Raw genomic sequence first — 24,365 nt, 5'->3', positions numbered from 1 at the left:
AGCTGACATGCCGGCCTCGAGGTTCCATGCTCTCCGTAATCGTACCGGTCTTCAACGAAGCAGCGACATTGCCACATGTTCTGGCGATGGTGAGTACAGCACTTCCCGAGGTGGCGAAGGAGATCATCGTCGTCGACGACGGCTCTTCCGACGGCACCCGCGAGTGGCTCCAGGCCAATTTTCCAACCGGGTCCCGCTGCGCCACGACTCTGACAGTCGGCGTCGAAGGAGGTCTCGTCTTCTCCGAGGGACAGGCGAGTGCCCCAGTTGCGGTGCGCGTGTTCTATCACGACAGAAATAGCGGAAAAGGCGCCGCGCTGCAGACCGGGCTGGCAGAAGTCAAGGGCGACGTCATTGTCATCCAGGACGCCGACCTTGAATACGATTCTGCGGATTGGACCGTTATGTATGACCTCATTGTCAGGCGAAAAGTTGCTGATGTCGTTTATGGCTCACGCTTCTACGGCCGGCCTCACCGCTCTCTCTATTTCCATCATTATCTGGCCAATCGCCTCATCTCTCTGGCGTTCAATCTGCTCTTCAACCAGACACTTACCGATATTGAATGCTGCTACAAGATGTTCACGCGAGACGTGTTGAGCCGGCTGCGTCTGACCTGCAACGACTTTGGCTGTGAAATCCAGCTCAGTGCCCAGATCGCGCTTGCAGGCCGTTGGCGCATCTACGAGATGGGCATTAGCTACTTCGGTCGCACCTACGAGGAGGGCAAGAAAATCGGATGGCGCGATGGTGTCAAGGCAATCTGGTATCTCGCCCGTTTCCGGCTTTTTTCCTAAACCGCCGACGGCAGTTAAGCATGCCTAGCCGTGTTCTAGGCAAAACCAGCGCGGCGTCAGGCACGGAATGCCGATGCCTGGCCGGTTATAAATGAGGTGGCTTGGTCAAATGTGCCGGTTCTAAGCTCTTCGCCGTCAGCTTTGTGTAGTCGGGTTGACTTTTTCTAGTTCTGCCTCCAGCGACTTGGCATACTCCTCTGTTTCAGCTCGCGACCGTTCAAGACCTCGGGCGTATTCGGCCGCGGCCTCGTTCGCCTTCCGCAACAGGGCCACTGTGCCCTCTAGTGAGTTCGCATAACGCGCCGCCTCCGCAGCATCTCTCGATCGCGCTTCGAGGGCTGCTTGCAAGCTGTGCACATACTGGCCGACCTCCATATCCAGCGCATTGCCGCCAGCGGCCGCCTCGATCTGAATCCGCGACTGTTCGAGACTTCTGGCGTATTCGGCCGCGGTCTGATTCGCCTTCCTCAATTGATCCACCGTGCCTTCTAGGGAGGTCGCGTAACGTGCCGCCTCTGAGGCATCTCTCGATCGCTCCTCGAGGGCTATCCGCAGACTGTGTACATACCGGCCGACCTCGCCCTTCAGCGCATTGCTGTTTGCGGCAATGATCGCTTGAGCGGTATTTCGCTCGACTGCCATTTTTTCCAGGTATTCGATGCCGATCGTCACGAGAGTTGATGGAAGCGCACCATCCTTTTGCCTGATCCAGTCGGGGCTCCCCGCGGCAACAACGGCAAGAGAAATGCCATCGAGCGTCAACCCGGTCTGCTTTGCCACGGCGCTTGCGCTGCCAAGGGCATTCTGGTCCTGAAAGAGAATGGCATCGAAACGCCGCGCCCGGGCGTATCTCAATAACCGGATCGTTGAAGCAAGGAAGGATGGCTCGATTGGCGGGTCGTCCTCGTCGGGATACTCGATGTCGAAGGAATGGCTTTCGGCAAAGGCGGCAAAGGCGGTCTCATCTGCATCGGTGAAGGCGTCGATGTCGACGATGGAAATTTCAGTGTCGTCGGCTATGGCGGCTTCGACCGCGGCCATCGCCGCGCCGTCACCATGGGTAGCCTTCCAAAACAGGCCGCCGACAAGACATATCTTTCGCCTGCCCCTACACCGGCGCATGACGCGCAGACGAGATCGCCCTGATGGTGGCTGCTGAACCGGAGGAGACTGAATACCGGTAGAGATATCGGTATAGATATCGCTGAACGACTGCTTCACTGCACCGAAAATGGCCGGGTCAGGGCCACGACCTTCGGTTGCGCCACGCAACTCCGAAAAAATCGGCGCGATCCATTCGGACCACACCCCATGGCGGTGATCCAAGTCTTCGGGCTCTTGATGGTGCCGCAGGTCGCGCGAAAGAAAACCGTCGATCTCGGAAGCGGCATCCGGGATGGATTTCGGCCATGCGATATTGAGTTCATCGCCCAGGCGGCGCACGACCGATCTCCAGTCCTCGAGCAATTTCGGATAGTCGCAGAACGCCCTATCGACGCCGCGCGTGTATTCCTCGGCTGCAAGATTGTAGCGCAACCACAGAAGTCCGCCCCTCTCCAGCGGCCACGATTGCCAATCACCTGCCACGCCCTGTCGCTTCGCCAGCGAGAGCGCAACCTCCACTGGATTGCGCGAGATGACGACAGCGGCGCACCTTATCTTTAGTCTACCCAGCGCGACGCGCCACAAGGGAAACAGCAGCGCGATTCGGGGATCCTTCAGCACGAACAGCGGATCGTCGCCATATTCGTCGACAATCAGATCCACCAGCCTGTCGACGAAGGCGAGAGCCTCAGGCCGTTGCAGCCATTCGCCGGCCGGCCCTTGGACGTCGTTTACGGGGGACTCGGCCAGATTTAGAATCTGGTCATTGAGGCGAACAGCAGCCTCCGGCTCCCAATGGCCGATCTCGTTGCCCAATCCCGCGGGATTGAGGTTGCGTGGCAAGGCTGCTCCGAGAAGACTGAGCACCCGCGCCAGCGCAGACGTCCCGCTGCGGTGCATACCGACAACAACTATGGCGGTTCTGTTGGTCATGACGCCTCCAGGGAAACGCGCTCAACGCCTGGGGCAGATCCAGGAGCCGTGTGAAACGATAGTACGTGCAAAGTTGTTTCAAAGCAGGCGGATGAGGACCGTGGCGTGAAACGGTGAAGCGCTCCGGCAACAGTCGGTCGTTGCAGAAGGGGGTATTCATTCGCCCATCGCGACTGTTGGGGAAATCGGTTGCACTGTTGGCAACGGTGGAACCCGCATGCATAGTCGCGGCCTGGCGTGCATCGCCGGCATATGAGGCTCGGGTCAAAAATTTCTCCTGAGTGAGGCAGGACCTGATTGGAGATTAGAGATATGTACCCTGCAGCACCAGCTTCGACGTCACTCGATCGCGACCGCGCTCGGGCGATCGTTGCAGAGGTAACCCATTGGCACCACAAGTTTGAAGTCTTCCCAGGCGTGGTCACTCCGGGTTCCTATGACCCAGGATTCCTGCTCGAAAAACTCCAATTGCCGAAAGATATGTCTGCCCTCAAGGTTTTAGACATAGGTCCATCGGACGGTTTTTTTTCGATGAACATGGCGCGTCGCGGAGCGCGGGTGACGGTCATCGACTATCGGGCCAAGAACGTCCATGGTTTCGGAGCCATGGAGCAGCTGACTGCTTTGGACTTCGATTATCGCCAAATGAACCTGTACGATATCCCTGCATCAGACATTGGCGCGTTCGACATCGTGCTTTTTCTGGGCGTTCTCTATCATTTGCCCGACATGGTGCGCGCGCTGAACATCGTTGCCGGACTGTGTCAGGGTCGCCTGCTGGTTGAAACGGAATTTGCGCCCGCCCTGATGCCTGGCGTCGCGGTCGCGCAATACTACGAAGCGGCTTCCCTTGCCGGCGACATCACCAATTTCTGGGTGCCCAATAGGGATTGTCTCTTTGCCATGGTGCGCGACGTTGGCTTTAAGATTGATCGCATCGACAGTTGGGGCACACGCATCCTTGTGGACGCCTCGCAAAGCAGCACGGCAGAGACGGAAAAGATGGCCTATGCCTATGGGCTGCTGCCAGGCTGACTGATTGACGGCCAATATGGATCAGCGCATCCTGCCGTGACCCCTACCGCACCTCGATCTTGCCTTTCAACTGCGCCCGCGCCTCCTCGATCGACGCTGCATAAGTCACCAGCGGACGCTTCACGCCGTGGTTGATCAGCATGCGCCGGATCTGCGGCGCGGCGCCTGATATGATGAAGCGGACGCCGGCGCGCCTGGCCTTGTGGGCGGCGCCCTCGATGACGTTGGCCGCCGTCGAATCGAAGAACGGTACGGCCGAGCAGTCGAGGATGAAGTTTTTGCGCTGGTCGGCGATGCGGTCGAGCACGGTGCCGACGGTCGAAGCGGCGCCGAAGAAGAAGGCGCCGGAGATGCGGTAGACCACGGTGTCGGCGTCGGTCGCCTCGCTGGCATCGTAGGCGTTGGCGCTGTCGGCGACATCCTCCTGCACCAGCGGCTGATCGGCCTCGACCGCAATCGACTTGGCCATGCGGTCGATGAACAGGATCGAGCCCAGCACAAAGCCGACGACGATGCCTTCGGTGAGATCGCGGAAGATGACGAGCAGAAAGGTCGCCATCAGCACCAGCGCATCGCCGCGCGAGGCGCGCAGCAAGGTGGCGAAGGCCTGCTTCTCGAACATGTTCCAGCACACGACCGCCAGCACGCCAGCCAGGGCGGCGAGCGGGATGTAGCTGGCGAGCGGCGCCGCCACCAGCATCAAAGCGAGCAGGATGGCTGAGTGGACAATGCCGGAAACCGGTCCGTGGGCGCCGGCCCGCACATTGGTCGCGGTGCGGGCGATGGTGCCGGTGGCGCAGATGCCGCCGAACAGGGCGGACGCGATGTTGGCGAAGCCTTGCGCCACCAGTTCGCAGTTGGAACGATGCCGCCGGCCCGTCATCCCGTCGGCGACCACCGCCGACAGCAGCGATTCGATCGCGCCGAGCAGGGCAAAGGCAATGGCATCCGGCAGCACGTCAATCATCCTGCCCAGGCTGATCGGCGGCAGAGCGGGCATTTGCAGGCTACGCGGGATGCCGCCAAAGCGAGTGCCGATCGTCTCCGCGGGCAGCGAGAGAAGCGCCACGACCAGCGATGCCAGGCCGATGGCGATGAGCATGGCAGGCCATGTCGGCCGCCAGCGCTTCAGGCCGGCGATGGTGAAGATGGTCAACACCGCCACGAAGGTCGCCGCAAGATTGATGGTGCCGGCCGCCTCACCGACCGCGATCAACTTCGGCACCAGCGGTCCCGGCTCCCTGCCGGCAAGCTTCAGCCCGAACAGTTCGACGATCTGTCCTGAAAAGATGATGACGGCGATGCCGGCGGTGAAGCCGACCGTCACCGGATAGGGAATGAACTTGATGTAGGTGCCGAGGCGGAGATAGCCGATGGCGAGCAGGAAGACCCCTGCCATCATCGTTGCCAACAGCAGTCCATCGATGCCGACCCGGGCAACCGTCGCGGCCACCAGCACGATGAAGGCGCCGGCCGGACCACCGATCTGGAAGCGGCTGCCGCCGAGCGCCGAAATGATGAAGCCGCCGACGATCGAGGTGTAGAGGCCGCGCTCGGGCGTCACGCCCGAGGCGATGGCGATCGCCATCGACAAGGGCAGCGCGACGATGGCGACCGTCAGCCCGGCAATGGCGTCCGCCTTGAAGTCGGCGAACGTGTAGCCCTCGCGCCAGACCGTCACCAGCTTCGGCGTGAACAATTCGGAAAATGTCGGTTTTACCGGCCTATGGGCCGACCTGTGGGCCGGTTGATGCACTGCCCGCTGCGTCTGATCCATGGACTGCCTTTCGCACCCTGAAAGGCGGCGGGATCGTCGGCAGGGCTGTCGGCGGTCGCCGTCGCGACTTTATGCCGGCTCAGCCTTGGGATCCCGCGGCACGGCAGGCTTGAGGCGCACGCCCCGGCCGCCGCGCTCGCTGGTCTGGTTCTCGCCGATCAGCTCCACCCCGGCCTCGTCGAGAGCCTGGATGACCTTCATCAGCGTGTCGACCACGCCCCTGACCACGCCATCGCTCGCCTCCATGCGCTGGATGGTTGGAAGCGAAACGCCGGCGCGCTCGGCGAGCGTCTTCTGATCGATGCCGGCCAGCGCCCTTGCGGCGCGCATCTGCGCGGCAGTGATCATCGGCCGGAATCCCCGTCTGAGTCTGCAGGAATAAGGTATAATACCATTATTGTGATGTTTCAAGCATTAGTATGAAGGTCTGAGGCGTAAGGCGCGGCGTATTGACTGATCATTTTTTCAGATACTTCCCGGGATTGCGCGCTAGGTGTCCATCTAGGCAGGGGGTAACGCGGTTGAATATCTTCAAGACCTTCATGACCTGGGCGGCCTTGCTGTCGGTGGGCTGCGGGCACGGGCTAATCAACCGGCTGATCTAGTCTCCAGTCTCGCTGTCGCCGTTCAGGCGCTGCCCGCGCCATCGCTGCCACGCCCGGGCAGCGAGCCAGCACAGCATCGCCCAGACGAAGCCGGCGCACCAGCCGGCAAGCACATCCGATGGCCAGTGGACGCCAAGATAGATGCGGCTGATGCCGACCAGCAGCGTCGTCAGCACCGCCAGCGACAGCACATAGATCTTCGTCGTTCGACCGGGCAGGAAGCGTGCCGCCAGCGCGCCGAGCGTCAGATAGGTCACGGCCGACAGCATGGCGTGGCCGCTCGGAAAAGACAGCGTCGTTTCGTTGACGAGATGCGAGACGAGTTCGGGGCGCGGCCGGTCGATGCCGGCTTTCAGCAGGCTCGACAGCACCTGACCGCCGGCCACCGCCACGAAGATGAAAAGGGCGGTCGCCGGCCTGCGGATAAGCAGGAGATAGACGATTACCGCCGTCACGATCAGCACCAACACGCTGCCGCTGCCAAGGCTTGTGATGTCGCGCATCGCCCCTTGCAGCCACAGCGGGCCGATCGGGCTGTCAGGGCGCCCCGCCTGGCGGAAGGCGAGCAGGATTTCGGTGTCGAAGGCGTGCGGCGTGGTGGCGCGCGCCATCTCCATCAGCTCCTCGAATCCCCACAGGCCGGCGGCGATGACCAGGCCGGCCAGCAGCACCGGGAATTCGACCCGGTTGAGCAAAGCGTTCGCGGCGTTCTTCATCGGCAATTCGCCCGTTACAGCCGGCCTTGCAGATAGGGTCCGAGCGTGATCAGCGCCACCGCTGCGATCGCCAGCATGATGCCGGTCGCCTGCAGCGCATTGACGCGCTCGCCGAAGAAGACCAGCGCCACGACGTTCACGGAGACCAGCTGGATGACGGCGGAAAGGCTGAACGACACCGACATGCCGAATTCGCGGATCAGCCGCAGCATGATCAGATTGCCCAGCGAATAGAGCGCCAGCGTCAGCGCGATCTTGCCAAGGCTCGGCGCAAGGCCCCATTGCTTGGCGGCTGTCGCCGCCAGCAGGAAAATGACCGTCGAAAAGCCGAGCTGCAGCAATCCCGAAAAACTCAACGTTTCGCCCCCTCTCGAAGCGGCTCCCGCCGCATGCGTCGCGGACGTTGTTTCCCAAGCGCGCCGGGACGTCAAGCGACCTCGACCAAACGAAGCCCTTGGCAATGGCAAGCCGGAAGCTCAAAGTACTAACATCGCCCAATCTGTCGGTTCGAAGGGCGGTCAGGGGCTCATGATTCGCAGTTTTCAAAACCTGATGCGGCGCTGGAGCGAGCTTTCCCTTGCCCTGCAATTCGTCGTTGCCGGCGGCTTTGGCCTGCTGGCCGTCATGTTGGTGGTGGGCACCTGGGTGACGGCGCAGATCCGGGACGGCGTCATCCGCAATTCGGCCGCCACGACGGCGCTCTATGTCGACAGCGTGATTGCGCCGCTGCTTCCCGACTTGCGCAAGGACCAGGAGCTCAGCGAGTCCGTCAAGCAGGCGCTGGACGAGACGCTTGGCCAGGGCGCGCTCGGCAAGCGCCTCCAATCGTTCGTGCTCTGGCGCCGCGACGGCACGGTTCTCTACGCTAAGGAGGCGTCCCTGATCGGCCGCCGCTTCGGTCCGAGCGACAATCTGCGTTCCGCCTTCGAAGGCAATGTCGTCGCTGAATTCAATACATTCGATGATGATGAACGCGAGGAGAAGGCTACCGGCTTGCCATTGCTGGAGATCTACAATCCCGTGCGCGAGCCCTGGTCCGGCGAGGTGGTGGCGGTCACCGAGTTTTATGAGATCGCCGACGATTTCCAGGCCACCCTGGCGTCCGCCCTGTGGTCGAGCTGGCTGATCGTGGCCGGCGCGACGCTCGCGGCATTCCTGCTCCTGTCGGGCATCGTCCTGCGCGGCAGCCGCACCATCGACGATCAGCGTGGGGCACTGCGCCGCCAGGTCTCGGAGCTGCAGGGTCTGGTGGCGCAAAACAGTGCCTTGCGGCTGCGCGTGCAACGGGCGTCCCGCCGCGCCACCGCGCTCAACGAAAGATATCTGCGCCGGATCGGCGCCGACCTCCATGACGGCCCGGCCCAACTCGTGGCACTGGCGGCGCTGCGCATGGACAGCCCTATTTTTTCCAGCGATGGCCATTCGAGCGTAAGCCGTTCGACCGAGGTCGCAATGATCCGCAAGACACTGGAGGACGCGATGCGCGAAATACGCGGCATCTGCACCGGCCTTGTTTTGCCGCAGATCGAGACGGCTGCCGCAACCGACATTCTGCGGCTGGCGGTCAAGGAACACGAGCAGAGGACGGGAACGTCGGTGACGCTGACGCTGACCGGGCAGTTGCCGGAGCCCGGCGCCTCCGAGAAGATCAGCATCTATCGTTTCGTCCAGGAAGGGCTGAACAATGCCTATCGCCACGGGTTGGGCAAGGATCAGGCGGTGAGTGCGGGGATGAAAGGTGGCCGGCTTTTTGTCGAAGTGTCGGACGGCGGGCCCGGTTTCGATCCGGCGGCACGGGTCGAGGGTCTCGGCCTCGCCGGCCTCAGGGAGCGGGTCGAAAGCATTGGCGGACAGTTCGAAACCTTGACCGGGCCGCAAGGTACGCGTTTGGTGATCCGTCTATCGGTCGAGGAGCAAGCATGACTGGGACCATTCGCATCGCCATTGTCGACGATCACCCCCTCTTTCGCGAAGGTGTGACGCGCAGCCTGTCGGAGATCGGAGGCTTCGAGATGGTTGGCGAGGGCGCCACGGCGCAGGATGCCGAACGCCTCGCCACGACGGTGCGGCCCGACATCTTGCTGCTCGATATCTCCATGCCGGGCGGCGGGCTGACCGCCGTCGCAAGCATCCTCGCCAGCCATCCGGCCCAGAAGATCGTCATGCTGACCGTTTCGGAGGCCAACGCCGATGTGACAAAGGCGCTGAACGCAGGGGTGAATGGCTATGTCCTCAAAGGCGTCGGGTCGCGCGGGCTCGCCGACATCCTGCGCAATGTTGCAGCCGGCGAAAGCTATCTGTCGCCGACGCTGTCGGCCCGGCTGCTTTCGGATCTCCAGTCCCAGCAGCCGACCGACGGCATTGCGGAACGGCTGCGGCAGCTCACCGATCGGCAGACGGAAATCCTGCGGCTGGTGGCGGAGGGGCTGAGCAACAAGGAAGTCGCCTTGCGGCTTGAGCTGCAGGAGAAGACCGTCAAGCATCACATGACCGGGGTGCTGTCGAAGCTCAATGTGCGAAACCGCACCGAAGCGGCCTTGATGATGCGTGAGTTGCGCGACCGCGACAGGCCTTCCTAGAGCAACGAGAGCATGATGCCGAAAGGTGTGAAGCGGTTTTCGGAAGACATCATGCTCTATCTCTTTGATTTAGAGGCGGATTCAGTTTTCAGGCCGCTTCGACCTGAAATCATCCGGATTGCGAAAAACAATAATTGAACGGTTGCGTGCCTCCGCAAGGTGCGGACCGCGCAAAGCGCGTCGCGCCTCGGGACCGGCGTGGCACCGCCAAAACGATGTCACCTCCGCCGGGGGGCGGCGGAGGTGACGTGCAAAGCTGACCGTTGCCTGTTGGCCAGCTTCACAAGGCCTTGAGACGATCGGCATCGGCCGGCGTGGCCTGGCGGTCGATGATCGTGCGACCGAGCGCGTCCTTCATGCTGAAACGTCCGTTCTCGAGCTTTTCCGTTATGCCGTCGGGATGCCGGACCGTGATCTTGTTACCGGTCACGTCGATCTTGTCACCGGTCTTTGCATTGACATGGCTTCCGCTCTTACCCTGATTGGATCCCGATTTGCCGCTGTTGCCGCTATTGCCGCTGTTGCCATTCCCGCTATTCCCGCCGCTGTTCCCTCCATTGCCGCCGCCGGAATTGCCGCCGTTGCCGCCGCCACCACCGCTGTTACCGCCACCCTTGGCGTATGCGCTGGCGGTGTGAATGCCGGGAACGGAGCCGTCCAGGACAATTTGGTAGGGAGCAATCGTCAACGCCAGCGCCGCTGCCGATTTGAGCGCCAGCCGGCAACAACGGGTCGTGACCGATCTGTGCATTTTGATCTCCGACGACTGAGCCCGGCGCGCTCCACCCCAACGTTGCAGTGCAACAACATTGCCGAAAGACGCGGCGCCCGGAAGCGACCTCCGACCGTTGCGGTTGTCAACTAGGACCATTGCAAGCGCAAGATTGGACTAAAGTCCCAAGCGTATGCTACATTAGCTTCGCATGAACGGCGCCGCGACCGCCATCGCTAAATGGGAGACTCGCTTTCCCTACGCCTGACGACGGCAGACGCCGAACATCAAGTCACCTCCGCCGGGGGCGGCGGAGGTGACTTTGTCGAGCCGGCTTTGTCCGTTGATCCGTTTGCAAGACTGACGTCATGCGCCGTTGCAGGATGCCCGGCGAAACATGCCGCCGAAGGTCTCCTTCCTCTCGAAAAGACGATTCCGGAGCAGTTCACAACCTTCGGGAAGGCTGAGCCAGCGCTGCGCGTACTGCCTGTCGCGTCTGAAAGGTCTCCCGATGTCACGAAAATGTGACCCGGCGATTATAAGGGGGGTCAAACAGGTACCCCACGCTCCAGCCACCCAACAGCCAGAGGCAAGCCACCATGACTGACCTTCGCTCCCCCGACACCCGATTCCGCACCAGCCTGCTCGAGGAAAACGACGGCCCGGCCATCAACGCCTCCGACAACCGCACCATGGGCGAGATCATCGCCGCGCGGTTCTCGCGCCGCGGCTTCCTCAAGGGCTCGCTGGCCGTCTCGGCCATCGCCGCCACCGTCAGCCCGCTGGCGCTGATCAGCGCCGACGAGGCCCGGGCAGCGGAAGGCTCGGTCTTCGCGTTCGACGAACTCGAGGCCGGCATCGACGACAAGCACCATGTCGCGCCGGGGTACGATGCCGATGTCCTGCTGCGCTGGGGCGATCCGCTTTTTGCCGATTCGCCCGACTTCGACCCGACGAAACAGTCGGCCGAGGCCCAGGCGAAACAGTTCGGCTACAACAATGACTATGTCGGCTACATTCCGATCGACGGCTCGGCCGAACATGGCCTGCTGGTGGTCAACCACGAATACACCAATCCGCATCTGATGTTCCCGGGCATCGTGAAGATCGTCGAAAAGGACGGCAAGAAGTCGGCCGAAGTCGCACCCCTCTCGAAGGAGCAGGTCGATGTCGAGATGGCCGCCCATGGCGGCACCATCGTCGAGATCCGCAAGGACGGTGGCAAATGGCAGGTGGTGCGCGACGGCAAGCTCAATCGCCGCATCACCGCCAACACCGAAATGGCGCTGTCCGGCCCCGTCGCCGGCCATGACCGCGTCAAGACCAAAGCCGATCCGTCCGGCACCAAGGTTTTCGGCACCGTCAACAATTGCGCCGGCGGCGTCACGCCCTGGGGCACCTATGTGATGGCCGAGGAGAACATCCATGGCTATTTTTCCGGCGAGCTGCCGGAAGACCACAAGGAAGCCGCGAACTACAAGCGTCTCGGCATTCCCGAAGGCGCCTATGAATGGGCGGCGCATTACGAGCGTTTCGACCTCGCCAAGGAACCCAACGAAGCCAACCGCTTCGGCTGGATCGTCGAGGTCGATGTCAACGACCCGACCTCGACGCCGAGGAAGCGCACCGCCATGGGCCGCTTCAAGCATGAGGGCGCCGAATCGATCGTCGCCAAGGACGGCCGCGTCGTCTTCTATCTCGGTGACGACGAGCGCTTCGACTATGTCTACAAGTTCGTGACCAGGGCCGCGTTCAATCCGAACGACCGTGCCGCCAACAAGGACCTGCTCGACGATGGCACGCTGCATGTCGCCAGGTTCGCCGAAGACGGCACGGTCGAATGGCTGCCGATCGTGTTCGGCCAGGGGCCGCTGACGGCTGAAAACGGTTTCACTGGCCAGGCCGACGTGCTGATCGAGACGCGCCGCGCCGCCGACCTGCTCGGCGCCACCAAGATGGACCGCCCGGAAGACATTCAGCCCAATGGCGTCAACGGCAAGGTCTATGTCATGCTGACCAACAATTCGAAGCGCAAGGCCGACCAGGTCGACGCCGCCAACCCGCGCGCCGAAAACGCCTTCGGCCACATCATCGAGATCGCCGAGGACGGCGGTGATTTCACGGCCGCCAAGGGCAAGTGGGAAGTGCTGCTGAAATGCGGCGATCCCTCGGTTGCCGATGTCGGTGCCACCTTCTCGACGGCAACGACGGCCAATGGCTGGTTCGGCATGCCCGACAATTGCGCGGTCGATTCGGCCGGGCGTCTCTGGGTCGCGACCGACGGCCAGGGTCCGAAAGCCACCGGCCGCACCGATGGCTTATGGGCGGTGGACACGGAGGGGGCCGCGCGGGCGACCTCGAAACTGTTCTTCCGCGTGCCGATCGGCGCCGAAATGTGCGGTCCGCTGTTTGCGCCCGACGACCAGACCGCCTTCGTCGCCGTCCAGCATCCGGGCGACGGCGGAGAGGACTGGGAAGCGTTCGGGCGCCCGTCCTACTATGAGGACCTGTCGACGCGCTGGCCCGACTTCAAGCCCGACATGCCGGTGCGGCCGTCGGTCGTCGCCATCACCAAACAGGGCGGCGGCAAGATCGCGGTCTGATATCAGGTACTCGTTTGCAATCTCAAGGGAGGGACTTCGGCGACCCGAAGTCCCTCCCTTTTTTGCGTGAAATCCGTCAAGCCTCGGGAAAGATTGGCAATTTAAACATGGCGCTCTAGGTCTTTATCAGGAGATCGCCATGTCGAAGTCCGTCTATGACCGTGGCTTGCTCAAGCCAGCCGATATCGCCAAGCTGCAGCGCGTGTTCGACGAGGCCTGCCGGCGGCGCGAGGCACATCCCGATTCCGCCGACGCGCGGGAAATCGCGCTTAACCTGCTCGCCTTGCACAATGCCGGCATGGTGGAAGAAGACATGCTGATGGAAGCCGTCGGTTTCCGGCGGCTGGAACCGAAATCAGCGTGATGCGCTGGATTGGTGCGAGGCCGACCTTGCAATTCGTTTGGCGATCGCCTTGGCCAGGATGCCGGCATTGGCGAAGCAGCCGCGAATGCTTGGCCGCATGCCGGTGAACCACAGACCGGGCAATTTTGGATCGGCTTCGCCACCGTTGAAGAGCGGAACGCCCTTGGCGTCGAGCACGCCGAGCTTGCCGATCATGGGCTCCAGCCCGGTGCGGTAGCCTGTCGCGGCAATGACGATATCGGGATGGATCAGGCTGCCATTGGCCAGGATCACGCCATCGCGGGTGAATTCCCGTATGCCCGGCACGACGGTGATCTTGCCGGCCTTGATGGCGCCGACGGCGCCGTCGTCGGCCGCGATCGCGGTGTAATCCGAGCTCAGGCGGCTGGCGCCGCCCGCAGGCGCGGGCGGCAGGCCGAATTTGGTCAGGTCGCCGAAAACCAGCCGCTGCGTTGCCGCCATCACCGCATCGGCGAGCCGCAACGGCAAGCGCGCCATGATCGGCGAAAGCCGGTGCACGGCGATCTTGCAGATGCGCTTGGGCAGCAGGGCGGGACCGTTGCGGGCCGACAGCCAGATGGCGGCCGTGTCTATGCCGGCCAGATGATTGAGCGCATCGAAGCCCGAATTGCCGGCGCCGACGACCAGCACTTTTTTGCCCGCATAGGCTTGCGCGTCACCAAAATCCGCCGAATGGATGATGCGCCCGACGAAATCCTTCATGCCTTTCCATTCGGGGGTGAACGGCTGCCTGTCGCGGCCGGTGGCGATGACGACATTGCGGGCCAAGCGCGGTCCGGCGCTGGTGCGCAATGCCCAGTGATCGCCCTTGAAGGTGATCTCTTCGACCGCGACGCCAAACTGCACCGGCAGCCGGTTCTCCTTCTGGAAATCGTTCATGTGGCGGATGACGACCATTCTTTGCGGAAAGGCGGGCGTGCCAGGGGGAAAGGCGAGACCAGGCAGCGAAGAAAGATCGCGATGGGTGTTGAGATGCAATTGCTGGTGGCGCCGGTGCCAGGGCTCGGCCAGCCGGCTTTCCTTTTCCAGGATCGCCGTCGGCACGCCGGCGTTCATCAAGGCATGCGCGGCGGCCAGCCCGGCAGCACCGGCGCCGACGACGATTGCCGGCTCGACCGTGGCCGGCAGATCCGCAACCGATCTGATTGTCGTATCAGTCATTCACTCGAATCCCATTGGCCGTCCCGCCGCAAGGCTCGCAGGACGCTGTAACCGTTTGATCGCGCGCAGGATCCCCTGCAGCAAACCGCGGCCGAATTTCGAGCGATGCGATTTAGCGCCACACGCCGGGCCGCGGTTGCGCTCTATATGGCATATGCGCGATATCAACGGTAATCAGGTCGCGGCAATGTGATTGATTCGAGGCCTTGGGTGGCTGGCGGGTCTCGGTTATCCCCCACGCGCATGCCCGAAATCGAGTCCGATTTTCGAGTCATGCGCAGAATCAAAGTGTTACAGCACCTTGGCGCGTCCTGGACGGCCGGCGCTGTAGGCGGCACGCGGAATCTCGACCATGCCCTCCTTGCGGTTCTATTTCGACAAGATCCTTGAGGCCGCCGCGCCCGAGGTCGAGCGGCAGGCGCTGACCCATATCGAACGCCTGGCACTGGTGCGCCGCTATGGCGACTTCTCGCTCGCCTATTCCACCGCCGTGCAAGGCAAGCTTTCCTATTTCGGCGATGCCGACGGCTACATCGCCTTCGGTACCAAGATGAAGCACCATTTCGCGCTCGGCGACCCGGTGGCGGCTCCGGTGCGTCGGGCCGATTACATCAAGCGTTTCGTCGAGACCGCCGGCAGCCCATGGTTCGTGCAGGTCGGCGAGGACACCGCACGCGTGCTGGCCGGCCTTGGCTACAAGGTCAATCGCCTCGGCATCGACACCCGCCTCGCCCTGCCCGAGCATGATTTTTCCGGGAAGCGCAACGAGACCGTGCGCTACTCCGAACGCTGGCTGCTGAAGAAAGGCTTTTCGTTCGAAGAGGACAAGCGCACGATCTACCTCGACGAGATCGCCCGGCTTTCGGAAAACTGGCGCGGCGACCGCATCGTCAAGCGCTGGGAGATGGGTTTTCTCAACCGCCATTTCGCCGACCATCTCGGCACCGACATGCGCCGTTTCGTCCTGCACGGTCCCGATGGCGAACTGGTCGCTTTGCTCGACTTCGACCCGTTGTTTGCCGACGGCAAGGTCATCGGCTACACCACCGCCTTCAAGCGCAAGCATCTCGACGCCTCACCGCATGCCGAGATCGGCCTGACCAAGTTCGCCGTCGACCGTTTTCGCGAAGAGGGCATCTCGGTGGTCACGCTCGGCCTGTCGCCGCTCGTCGATGTGGGCCCGAGCGGATTTGCCGAAAGCGATTTCTGGCGCAATGCCTTCCAGCGCGCCTATTCTTCGCCCTGGGTCAATCGCCGCAGGTTCAACCTGCAGGGCCAGGCGGCGTTCAAGCGCCGCTTCCACGGCGTCGAGGAGCCGGTCTACATCGCCTTCCGCCAGGGAACGTATGTCGAGATGCTGGGGCTGCTGCGGCTGATCAAGGCGATCTAGGTCTGGCGATATTCAGGTGAGGCCGGCCTGCAAATGGCGGCTTCCTGCGCTTCCCTAGTTCTACTGCCACGCAGTAGAACTGAGCTCACGTACAAAAAGTACGCTCCGCTCCGGTTCTCGGAATCCACCATTTTCGACTCGGCCTGACCTGAATCTCAACAGACCTAGCGGCGCTCAGGGCGCTTTCGCCGCTCAGTTCCTGAGCCGGTAGCCGGTCCTGAATATCCAGGCGACGATCGCTATGCAGATCAGCAGAAAGACGATCGTCATGCCGAGGCTGATACCGACCGAGACATCGGATTTGCCGTAGAAGCTCCAGCGGAAGCCGCTGATCAGATAGACGACCGGATTGAACAGCGTCACCGTGCGCCAGATCTCGGGCAGCATGTTGATCGAATAGAAGCTGCCGCCGAGGAAGGTCAGCGGCGTAATGATCAACAGCGGCACCAGCTGCAGCTGCTCGAAACTCTTCGCCCAGATGCCGATGATGAAGCCGAACAGGCTGAAGGTCACCGCCGTCAGCACCAGGAAGGCGAGCATCCAGAACGGATGCAGGATGGTCAGCGGCACGAACAGCGAGGCGGTGGCCAGGATGATCAGACCGAGAAGGATCGACTTGGTCGCGGCGCCGCCGACATAGGCGATGACGATCTCCAGATAGGAGACCGGCGCCGACAGAAGCTCGTAGATCGAGCCGACGAATTTCGGGAAATAGATGGCAAAGGAGGCGTTGGAGATCGACTGCGTCAACAGCGACAGCATGATCAGACCCGGCACGATGAAGGCGCCGTAACTGATGCCGTCGATCTCGGTGATGCGCGAGCCGATGGCCGAGCCGAAGACGACGAAATACAGCGATGTCGAGATGACCGGCGAGACGATGCTCTGCAGCACGGTGCGGAAAGCACGCGCCATTTCCATCCGATAGATCGCCCATACGGCGCGAAGGTTCATGGCTCCCTCCTCACCAGATTGACGAAGATCTCCTCGAGCGAAGAGTTTTGCGTGTCGATATCGCGGAACTGGATGCCGCCGGCCTCGAGATCGCGCATCAACGAGGCGACGCCGGGCCGCTCGGCCTGATTGTCATAGGTGTAGGTCAGCTGCCCGCCATCGGGCGACAACTCCAGCGCATAGCGCGAGAGCGCCTCGGGAATGGCCGTCAGCGGATTGCGCAGTTCCAGCACCAGCCGCTTGCGGCCGAGCTTGCGCATCAGTTCGGCCTTGTTCTCGACCAGGATGATCTCGCCGCGGTTGATGACGCCGACCCGGTCGGCCATCGCCTCGGCTTCCTCGATATAATGCGTGGTGAGGATGATGGTGACGCCGTCCTCGCGCAGCCGGCGCACCATCGCCCACATGTCCTGGCGCAGCTCGACGTCAACGCCGGCGGTCGGCTCGTCGAGGAACAGGATGCGCGGCTCATGCGACAGCGCCTTGGCGATCATCAGCCGGCGCTTCATGCCGCCCGACAGGGTGATCGCCTTGGCGTCCTTCTTGTCCCACAGCGACAGGTCGCGCAGCACCTTCTCGACAAAGCCGGGGTTGGCCGGCTTGCCGAACAGGCCACGGCTGTAATTGACCGTCGCCCAGACGCTCTCGAAGGCGTCGATGGTCAGTTCCTGCGGCACCAGCCCGATCAGACCGCGCGCGGCGCGATAATCCTTGTTGATGTCGTGGCCGTCGACGGTGACGGTGCCCGACGAACGGTTGACGATGCCGCAGACGATCGAGATCAGGGTCGTCTTGCCGGCGCCATTGGGTCCAAGCAGCGCGAAGATCTCGCCGCGCTGAATGTCGAGATTGACTTCCTTGAGCGCGGTGAAACCGGTGGCGTAGGTCTTGGAGACCCCGGAAATGGACAGGATGGAAGGCATGGATGAAAACGGCTGCTTGAAAGAGGTCCCCTGATATAGGCCGAATGTCGGTGCTTGCAACCGCAAGTCAATGCCCTGCTGACAGTTCTCGACAATCGTGCCGGCCGGCCGTTGCAGGTGCGGCGCACAGGCCCGGAGTTGCACGGCACGCAACCGGCAAAATTGTCCTGTGGCGTTCAGCCTCGCGGCAGGACGCCGCTTTGACCTGAACTCGCTTCGGGCCTATCCTTCGCGAGTATTTGCAGCAGCCGGAGCCCATCATGGACCCGCTCATACTTTCGCGTATCCAGTTCGGCGCGAATATTTCATTCCATATTCTATTTCCGACGATCACCATTGCGCTGGGTTGGGTGCTGCTGTTCTTCAAGTTGCGTTACAACGCGACCAAAGATTCAGCCTGGATGCGCGCCTATTTCACCTGGGTGAAGGTGTTCGCGCTGTCCTTTGCCATGGGCGTGGTTTCGGGCGTCACCATGAGCTTCCAGTTCGGCACCAACTGGCCGGGCTACATGGAAAAGGTCGGAAACATCGCCGGGCCGCTGCTGGCCTACGAAATCCTCACCGCCTTCTTCCTCGAAGCGGCCTTTCTCGGCATCATGCTGTTCGGCTTCCGCCGCGTCTCCAACCGCATCCACACGCTGGCGACGGTGCTGGTCGCCGGCGGCACCACCGTCTCGGCATTCTGGATCATCGCGCTCAATTCCTGGATGCAGACGCCGGCCGGATTCGAGATGCGCGACGGCGTGGCGCATGCGGTCGACTGGTGGGCAATCATCTTCAACCCGTCGATGCCCTACAGGCTGACCCATATGCTGCTGGCGTCGGGGCTGACGGTGTCGTTCCTGATATCAGGCCTGTCGGCGCTGCGCTATCTCACCGGCGACCACTCGGAATCGATGTGGAAGGCGCTGCGCACCGGCGTCTTCACCGCGGCGATCCTGATCCCGATCCAGATCTTCGCCGGCGACCAGCATGGGCTGAACACGCTGGAGCATCAGCCGCAGAAGATCGCCGCCATGGAGGCCAACTGGGACACCGGCCCCAACGTGCCGCTGGTGCTCTTCGCGCTGCCCGACGAGGCGGCGAAGGAAAACAAATTCGAGATCGCCATTCCCGATGGGGCCAGCCTGGTGCTGCGGCACTCGGCCAGCGGCGTGGTGCCGGGACTGAACGACTATCCCGGCAATCATCCGCCGGTCTTTCCGGTGTTCTGGGGTTTCCGCATCATGGTCGGCACGGGCATATTGATGCTGCTCGTCTCATGGTCGGCGGCCTTCTTCCTCAAGCGCCGGCACAGCCTGCCGAAGCCGCTGGCCATGCTGATGGTGCCGATGGGGCTGTCGGGCTGGCTGGCGACGCTGGCCGGCTGGTACACCACCGAAATCGGCCGCCAGCCCTGGCTAGTGACCGGCGTGCTGAAAACCGCCGACGCGGTCGGCCCGGTGGCCGGCAGCCATGTCGCGCTGACGCTCGCCATATACCTCGTTCTCTATGTGCTGTTGCTGATCGCCTATCTCGGCGTGCTGGTGCACCTGGCGCTGAAGGCGGCGAAGGACGGCGACAACTCGCCGTTGCCCGGCGTGCTCAACGCGCCGATGTCGCAGCCGGCTGCGGGGGAGTGATTTGATATGGCACTCCAGCCGGGCGCCGGCGCGGCCCCTCACCTGCCTGCCGGCATCCTCTCCCCGTATAGGGACGGGGAGAGGGGCGCTCGCATCGACGGTTTCGCCAATCACCAGCGTTGCAAGAAAAGCGCCGAGATTGCGGCCAGCCCCCTTCTCCCCGTCCCTATACGGGGAGAAGCGCCCGGCAGGGTGATGAGGGGCGGCGCCGACTTCGGCAATCGATCTGAAGCCTCGATAGAGCCCCATCCGATCACATCGCGATTAGCCGGCTCTGGTGAGTGAGGAGAAAAAGATGACCTTCGACTGGCCAACCGCGCTTCCGCTGATCTTCGCCGGCCTGATGGGCCTCGCCATCCTGATCTACGTCATTCTCGACGGATTCGATCTCGGCATCGGCATTCTGTTCGCCGCCGCTGAGGACGCCGAACAGGATACGATGATTGCCGCGATCGGCCCGTTCTGGGACGCCAACGAGACCTGGCTGGTGCTGGCCGTCGGCCTGCTGCTGGTCGCCTTCCCGCTGGCGCATGGCGTCATCCTGACGGCGCTCTACATTCCGGTCTTCGTGCTTTTGCTCGGGCTGATCCTGCGCGGTGTCGCCTTCGATTTCCGCGCCAAGGTGCCGACCGAGCGCAAGCACCGCTGGAACCGTACTTTCTTCCTCGGTTCGCTCATCGCCTCGCTGGCGCAGGGCTATATGCTGGGCGTCTATGTGCTCGGGCTCGATGTCGGCCTCGGCGGCACGGCGTTCGGCGTGCTGGTGGCGTTCTGCCTTGCCGCCGCCTACGCGGCGATGGGCGCCGCCTGGGTGATCTACAAGACCGAAGGCGAATTGCAGAAGAAAGCGGTGCGCTGGCTGCGCACCGCGCTGGTGCTGACCGCGCTCGGCATGGCGGCGGTGTCGCTGGCGACGCCCTTCGCCAGCCCGCGCATCTTCGACAAATGGTTCGTCTGGCCGGAGATGCTTTATCTGTCGCCGCTGCCGATCCTGTCGGCGCTTTTGTTCCTGTGGCTGTGGCGGCAGACCTTCCATCTGCCGAAGCCCGACGACCGCCATTCGCTGATGCCGTTCCTGACGCTGGCCGCCATCTTCGCGCTCGGCTTTGCCGGCCTCGCCTGGTCGTTCTACCCGTTCGTGGTGCCGGATCGCCTGACCATCTGGCAAGCGGCTTCCGCGCCGGAGAGCCTGGCCATCATCCTCGCCGGCACCGTGGTCGTGCTGCCGGTCATTATCTTCTATTCGTTCTATGCCTACCGGGTGTTCGGCGGCAAGGCGACTGATTTGACGTATGATTGAAGGGGATGGCGGGAGCTAATCTCCCCCCTCGAGGGGGAGATGTCGCCGAAGGCGACAGAGGGGGTCGCCACACGGAGAGCGCTAACCTCATTCTGTCGCAAGAGGCCGAGACCGGTCGAGCCGACCCCCTCTGGCCGCTTCGCGGCCATCTCCCCCTCAAGGGGGGAGATTAACAGCGCTCAGCTCAATTGCTCGCCGACAGCACCAGCACCGGCTTGTCGCTGTAGAGCGCCGGGAACAGCGCCTTCAAATTCGCCACCTTGGGCAGGTCGTTGTAGACGATGTAGGGATAGGTCGGGTTCAGCGTCAGGAAATCCTGATGGTAATTCTCGGCCGGATAGAAGGTCTTGCCGGTTTCCAGCGTGGTGACGATCGGCTCCGGGAACACCTTGGCCTGGTCGAGCTGGGCGATGTAGCTTTGCGCGATCTTCTTCTGTGCATCGTTTTCGGCGAAGATCGTCGAGCGGTATTGCGTGCCGGAGTCCGGACCCTGGAAATTCAGCTGGGTCGGGTTGTGGGCGACCGAGAAATAGACCTGCAGCAGCTGGCCATAGGTGATTTTCGACGGATCGTAGGTGATCTCGACGGATTCGGCATGCCCGGTGCGGCCTGAGCCGACCGTCTCGTAGACGGCGGTGTCCTTGTCGCCGCCGGAGTAGCCGGAGACGGCCCTGGTGACGCCCTTGACGTGCTGGAAGACGCCCTGCACGCCCCAGAAGCAGCCGCCGGCGAAGATTGCCTTTTCAGTGCCGGCGGCCGCCTTCTCGTCGATTGCCGGCGGCGGGATCTTCACCGCGTCCTCGGCCGAAACCGCCGGCGTCAGCCAGAAGGCGGCGCCAGCGGCGGCAAGTGCAAGCGCGGCGAGGGCGCCTTTGACAAAGCCGAGCGAACGGTTTGAAATCTTGATGTTGGTCATGGTTGCACTCCTCGTGGCTTCCATAGGGATCAGTCTATTGCATCAAATAGTGCGGCGCGACGCACATTCGCGTGCGCCGAATGCGGAATCTTACCGTCAGCGCTGCCCCTCACTGTCCTGCCGGACATCTCTCCCCGTAGAACGGGGAGAGAGCAGCTGGCCGCGACGCTGGCGTTTCTACCTGCAACACCGATGATTGGCGAAACCGTCGATGAGCGCCCCTCTCCCCGTCACTATACGGGGAGAGGGTGCCGGTAGGCAGGTGAGGGGCAGAGCCAAGGGCCGCCCTTGTGAATGAACGGCTGAGACGCGGCAGAACTAGTTGGCCGGAGCCATCGCATCCGTTGCCGGTTTCATCGCATCCGTCGCCGGCTTCATGGCGTCGGCGGCCGGCTTCATGGAATTGGTTTCCATCGGATCGGCCGGCTTCATTGCATCGTTTGCAGGCTTCATCGCATCCGCGGCCGGTTTCATGGCATTTGCAGCCGGCTTCATCGCGTTGGTCGCGTCGTCGGCGCGGGCGATGCCGCCGGCAAACAGCGCCGTCGAGCACAGAGCGAGAGCGAGCGCCGGCAGCGTCAGGCGGGAAATGGTCATGATGATCTCCTTGGGTTGGTCGTGAAGGCGCGCCCTCTTGGCGGCCGTGCTATGCGGCGCCGCTCCATGCGGCGTTGCGCAATCTCTTGTTGAAGCGTGATCTAGTTTGTCGCGGCGGCCAGGATCGGTCCGCCACCGGGCGACTGCACGAGCACGGCGGTGCTCAGGCCGCCGGATGCGGCGGGCAGCGGATACGTCGCGGCCGCGCCGGTCCAGCCGCCGAGTTTTTCGAGCGCATGCACGACATTGGCGTGCGGCAAGGTGCGGCCGGTGTTTTCGCCGCGCGACACCGGCACCTCGACGACGCCCTTGGCATAGTGCACCAGCCAGACATCGGCGTGGCCGCCAGGTGCGGCGCCTGCGCCGATGCTGATCTTGCCGCCATCGAGCGACAATGCCGGGCCGCTCGTCCGGCCGCTCACCGAGATCAGCTTTTCGATCTCGCCAGGTGCGGCGCCGACGACATCGGCATGGCCGTTGACCACCACTTGCGGCGTGAACGGCCCGTCATGACCGAGCGCCGGCTCGTAACTGACCTGGCGCCGGGTGAATTCCTGTTTTCCGAAAATGTCCTTCCAGCCGAGATAGTCCCAGTAGGTGACGTTGAACGACAGCGCCAGCACGCTGGGCTGGTCCTTGACCCTGATCAGATTGGCGTTGGCCGGCGGGCAGGACGAGCAGCCCTGGCTGGTGAACAGCTCGACTACGCTGAGCGGCTGGGCGGCGGCCGCACCGAGCGACGCCGCCAGCGCAAGCGCCGAGAGGCTGGACACTGTGACGAACTTGCGGGACATCGGCTTGCTCCGTGGGCGGCGGCGCCTGGATGCACCGCTGATATCCCCACTTCGCCGCTGTCGGCGCCTTCGTTACAGCGCTCACAGGTTTGTGATCGCTAGCGTTCTTCCTTCTCCCGCAAGGGGAGAAGGCAAGAAGAGCAGCTTCTACTGCGTCAGCCGCGTGTTGTTGGGCCGCTTGTTGAAGTCGCATTTGCCGCTGACGTTGTAGAAGAAGTCGGCGTTGCTGACAGGCGCCGGGACCTTGTTGCCGCCGTCCTCCCAGGCCTGGTAGGCTGTCCCGCCGCAAGGCACGAGGCGAAAGATATCAACAATCTGGCCGGTCGCCATCTCGTTGTAGTCGATAGCGCCCGTCTGCTCCGATTTGAGCCCGCTGTAGAGCCGGTCGGACGTGGTCGGGTCGTTCGTGGCGAGGTTCCGCGGGTTGCCCGACGGCACATTCATCTTCAGATAGAGGCCGGCCATCTGGCTGACATTGATCTGCGCGCCGGCACCATCGGCGGGATACATCGTATCGACGCAATAATATCTCGTCCTGAACCCGTCGGTCAGGATCACCGCACTTGCCGGCGTGTTGGAATCGACGAGCTTGCAGACCTGCTTCTGGGCCACCGTGGTGACCGTCTTGCCGGCTGAATCGGTGGTGAGAACGCTGACGGTCGTGGTGCCGTAGCCTTTCGGATCGCCGGTGCCGCCATAGGCATAGTCGATCGTCATCAGCGGCTTGGCATCCTTCTCCTTTGCACCGAACGCCGTGCCGTAGAGCGTCATTGTCTTGTTCCAGTAACCCGACACCCCGCTGACCTTGAAGGTCGCCTCCACCAAAGCTGGCGCCTTGTTCACTGCCGACGTGACACCGATCGCCACCGTGGGGATCCTGGCCATCTGCATGAACACGGTCTTCATGGCGAAACTCGCGGTGGCCTGCGCGGTGGCGGTGCCGTTGGCGCTGACGTCGAAGCTGTTCAGCGTCGCAGTGCCCTGTCCGCCGTTTTCTTTGTAGGTATCCTGCAGCACCAACTGACGCTGCGGTTTCGTCGAGGCCGTGTCCATCGTGGTGATCGACAGGATCGCGGCGTCGAGTGCCGCCTGCTCGGTCGACCTGGTCTGGACCGCGGAGGTGTAGTCGACGGAAAAGCCAACCGCGGTGATCAGCGGTATCATGGCGAGAACAAGTATCGGTGCGAACGAGCCGCTCCGCGACTCGATAAAACTGCCTGCAAGCCCCCGCATGCCTTCGTCCTTACATCAGATATTTCCCTCCGCTAACATGCCGATCACAAATTATGCTCTAACGCGTGTGGTTAAAATTTATCGATTTTTCGAGGAATCCGGGGGAAAAGGCGACAAGCGCCCGCACCGCTTGCCTCGGCAGCCGCCTGCTCTGCCTTCCCGGCAGCGGCCGTACGGCTTGCCAGGCAACGGGCCGGGTCACATGTGCGGCGGCAGCCTGCCGCTTGCT

Annotated in this window: 22 protein-coding genes; 9 read left to right on the top strand and 13 right to left on the bottom strand. The window is 62.7% G+C overall.

The window, feature by feature from the left end:
* Positions 1 to 26: 26 nt before the first annotated feature.
* Positions 27 to 797: a glycosyltransferase family 2 protein gene (locus NKJ67_RS18020; RefSeq protein WP_352582129.1), complete on the top strand. Its 771-nt coding sequence runs from the start codon at positions 27 to 29 to the stop codon at positions 795 to 797.
* Positions 798 to 932: 135 nt separating this feature from the next.
* Here NKJ67_RS18020 and NKJ67_RS18015 read toward each other — a convergent pair whose 3' ends face one another.
* On the bottom strand, positions 933 to 2,834 hold the full coding sequence (locus NKJ67_RS18015; RefSeq protein ID WP_352582127.1) for a sulfotransferase family protein: 1,902 nt from the start codon (positions 2,832 to 2,834) through the stop codon (positions 933 to 935).
* Between the two features lie 312 nt (positions 2,835 to 3,146).
* Between NKJ67_RS18015 and NKJ67_RS18010 the strand changes: the two genes are divergently transcribed.
* Positions 3,147 to 3,869 (top strand): class I SAM-dependent methyltransferase, encoded by a 723-nt coding sequence (locus NKJ67_RS18010; protein WP_352582125.1) that lies wholly within the window; start codon positions 3,147 to 3,149, stop codon positions 3,867 to 3,869.
* Positions 3,870 to 3,912: 43 nt separating this feature from the next.
* Here NKJ67_RS18010 and NKJ67_RS18005 read toward each other — a convergent pair whose 3' ends face one another.
* The 4 genes from NKJ67_RS18005 to NKJ67_RS17990 form a co-directional block, all read right to left on the bottom strand.
* Complete coding sequence (locus tag NKJ67_RS18005) at positions 3,913 to 5,646, bottom strand: SulP family inorganic anion transporter (protein WP_352582123.1); 1,734 nt, start codon at positions 5,644 to 5,646, stop codon at positions 3,913 to 3,915.
* A 69-nt stretch (positions 5,647 to 5,715) separates the two neighbouring features.
* Positions 5,716 to 5,994, bottom strand: a complete 279-nt coding sequence (locus NKJ67_RS18000) for a helix-turn-helix domain-containing protein (protein ID WP_127320695.1) — start codon at positions 5,992 to 5,994, stop codon at positions 5,716 to 5,718.
* A 253-nt stretch (positions 5,995 to 6,247) separates the two neighbouring features.
* Positions 6,248 to 6,967 (bottom strand): phosphatase PAP2 family protein, encoded by a 720-nt coding sequence (locus tag NKJ67_RS17995; protein ID WP_352582121.1) that lies wholly within the window; start codon positions 6,965 to 6,967, stop codon positions 6,248 to 6,250.
* Between the two features lie 14 nt (positions 6,968 to 6,981).
* Positions 6,982 to 7,323: a hypothetical protein gene (locus tag NKJ67_RS17990; RefSeq protein ID WP_013528672.1), complete on the bottom strand. Its 342-nt coding sequence runs from the start codon at positions 7,321 to 7,323 to the stop codon at positions 6,982 to 6,984.
* Between the two features lie 172 nt (positions 7,324 to 7,495).
* On the opposite strand from NKJ67_RS17990, the gene NKJ67_RS17985 reads away from it, so the two are divergent.
* Positions 7,496 to 8,890, top strand: coding sequence for a sensor histidine kinase (locus tag NKJ67_RS17985; protein ID WP_127331926.1), 1,395 nt, complete (start codon positions 7,496 to 7,498; stop codon positions 8,888 to 8,890).
* Positions 8,887 to 9,546, top strand: coding sequence for a response regulator (locus NKJ67_RS17980; protein ID WP_023813468.1), 660 nt, complete (start codon positions 8,887 to 8,889; stop codon positions 9,544 to 9,546). The genes NKJ67_RS17985 and NKJ67_RS17980 overlap by 4 nt, the downstream gene beginning before the upstream one ends.
* Positions 9,547 to 9,826: 280 nt before the next feature.
* Here NKJ67_RS17980 and NKJ67_RS17975 read toward each other — a convergent pair whose 3' ends face one another.
* Positions 9,827 to 10,297, bottom strand: coding sequence for a hypothetical protein (locus NKJ67_RS17975; RefSeq protein ID WP_352582307.1), 471 nt, complete (start codon positions 10,295 to 10,297; stop codon positions 9,827 to 9,829).
* Positions 10,298 to 10,857: 560 nt separating this feature from the next.
* Between NKJ67_RS17975 and NKJ67_RS17970 the strand changes: the two genes are divergently transcribed.
* Positions 10,858 to 12,861, top strand: coding sequence for a PhoX family protein (locus NKJ67_RS17970; protein WP_256748336.1), 2,004 nt, complete (start codon positions 10,858 to 10,860; stop codon positions 12,859 to 12,861).
* A gap of 139 nt (positions 12,862 to 13,000) precedes the next feature.
* The gene (locus NKJ67_RS17965; RefSeq protein ID WP_013528677.1) at positions 13,001 to 13,225 is read left to right on the top strand and encodes a hypothetical protein; all 225 of its coding nucleotides are present in this window, start codon (positions 13,001 to 13,003) and stop codon (positions 13,223 to 13,225) included.
* On the opposite strand, the gene NKJ67_RS17960 is transcribed toward NKJ67_RS17965, so the two are convergent.
* A complete protein-coding gene (locus NKJ67_RS17960; RefSeq protein WP_352582118.1) occupies positions 13,217 to 14,407 on the bottom strand; it encodes a flavin-containing monooxygenase in 1,191 nt (396 codons plus the stop codon). The genes NKJ67_RS17965 and NKJ67_RS17960 overlap by 9 nt on opposite strands.
* 352 nt (positions 14,408 to 14,759) lie before the next feature.
* Between NKJ67_RS17960 and NKJ67_RS17955 the strand changes: the two genes are divergently transcribed.
* Positions 14,760 to 15,797, top strand: a complete 1,038-nt coding sequence (locus NKJ67_RS17955; protein WP_352582116.1) for a phosphatidylglycerol lysyltransferase domain-containing protein — start codon at positions 14,760 to 14,762, stop codon at positions 15,795 to 15,797.
* A gap of 192 nt (positions 15,798 to 15,989) precedes the next feature.
* Here NKJ67_RS17955 and NKJ67_RS17950 read toward each other — a convergent pair whose 3' ends face one another.
* Positions 15,990 to 16,751, bottom strand: a complete 762-nt coding sequence (locus NKJ67_RS17950; protein ID WP_127268577.1) for an ABC transporter permease — start codon at positions 16,749 to 16,751, stop codon at positions 15,990 to 15,992.
* A complete protein-coding gene (locus NKJ67_RS17945; protein WP_127268578.1) occupies positions 16,748 to 17,674 on the bottom strand; it encodes an ABC transporter ATP-binding protein in 927 nt (308 codons plus the stop codon). The genes NKJ67_RS17950 and NKJ67_RS17945 overlap by 4 nt, the downstream gene beginning before the upstream one ends.
* Before the next feature lie 260 nt (positions 17,675 to 17,934).
* On the opposite strand from NKJ67_RS17945, the gene NKJ67_RS17940 reads away from it, so the two are divergent.
* Together NKJ67_RS17940 and NKJ67_RS17935 are read left to right on the top strand one after the other, a co-directional pair.
* Positions 17,935 to 19,296, top strand: coding sequence for a cytochrome ubiquinol oxidase subunit I (locus NKJ67_RS17940; protein WP_352582113.1), 1,362 nt, complete (start codon positions 17,935 to 17,937; stop codon positions 19,294 to 19,296).
* A 295-nt stretch (positions 19,297 to 19,591) separates the two neighbouring features.
* The gene (locus NKJ67_RS17935; RefSeq protein ID WP_352582111.1) at positions 19,592 to 20,596 is read left to right on the top strand and encodes a cytochrome d ubiquinol oxidase subunit II; all 1,005 of its coding nucleotides are present in this window, start codon (positions 19,592 to 19,594) and stop codon (positions 20,594 to 20,596) included.
* A gap of 184 nt (positions 20,597 to 20,780) precedes the next feature.
* On the opposite strand, the gene msrA is transcribed toward NKJ67_RS17935, so the two are convergent.
* The 4 genes from msrA to NKJ67_RS17915 all read right to left on the bottom strand — a co-directional run bounded on the left by msrA (position 20,781) and on the right by NKJ67_RS17915 (position 24,136).
* A complete protein-coding gene (msrA, locus tag NKJ67_RS17930) occupies positions 20,781 to 21,512 on the bottom strand; it encodes a peptide-methionine (S)-S-oxide reductase MsrA (RefSeq protein WP_128362703.1) in 732 nt (243 codons plus the stop codon).
* Positions 21,513 to 21,830: 318 nt separating this feature from the next.
* The gene (locus NKJ67_RS17925; protein WP_127269733.1) at positions 21,831 to 22,109 is read right to left on the bottom strand and encodes a hypothetical protein; all 279 of its coding nucleotides are present in this window, start codon (positions 22,107 to 22,109) and stop codon (positions 21,831 to 21,833) included.
* 101 nt (positions 22,110 to 22,210) lie between these two features.
* Positions 22,211 to 22,903 carry a DUF1223 domain-containing protein gene (locus NKJ67_RS17920; protein WP_352582109.1) on the bottom strand — a complete coding sequence of 231 codons (693 nt, stop codon included), beginning with the start codon at positions 22,901 to 22,903 and terminating at the stop codon, positions 22,211 to 22,213.
* Between the two features lie 147 nt (positions 22,904 to 23,050).
* On the bottom strand, positions 23,051 to 24,136 hold the full coding sequence (locus tag NKJ67_RS17915) for a TadE/TadG family type IV pilus assembly protein (RefSeq protein ID WP_352582107.1): 1,086 nt from the start codon (positions 24,134 to 24,136) through the stop codon (positions 23,051 to 23,053).
* Positions 24,137 to 24,365 lie beyond the last annotated feature (229 nt).

The organism is Mesorhizobium sp. M0088 (genome assembly GCF_040322895.1).
Lineage (GTDB): Bacteria > Pseudomonadota > Alphaproteobacteria > Rhizobiales > Rhizobiaceae > Mesorhizobium.
Note: the sequence above shows the minus strand (reverse complement) of the source record. Positions and strands in the feature narration are given on the sequence as shown.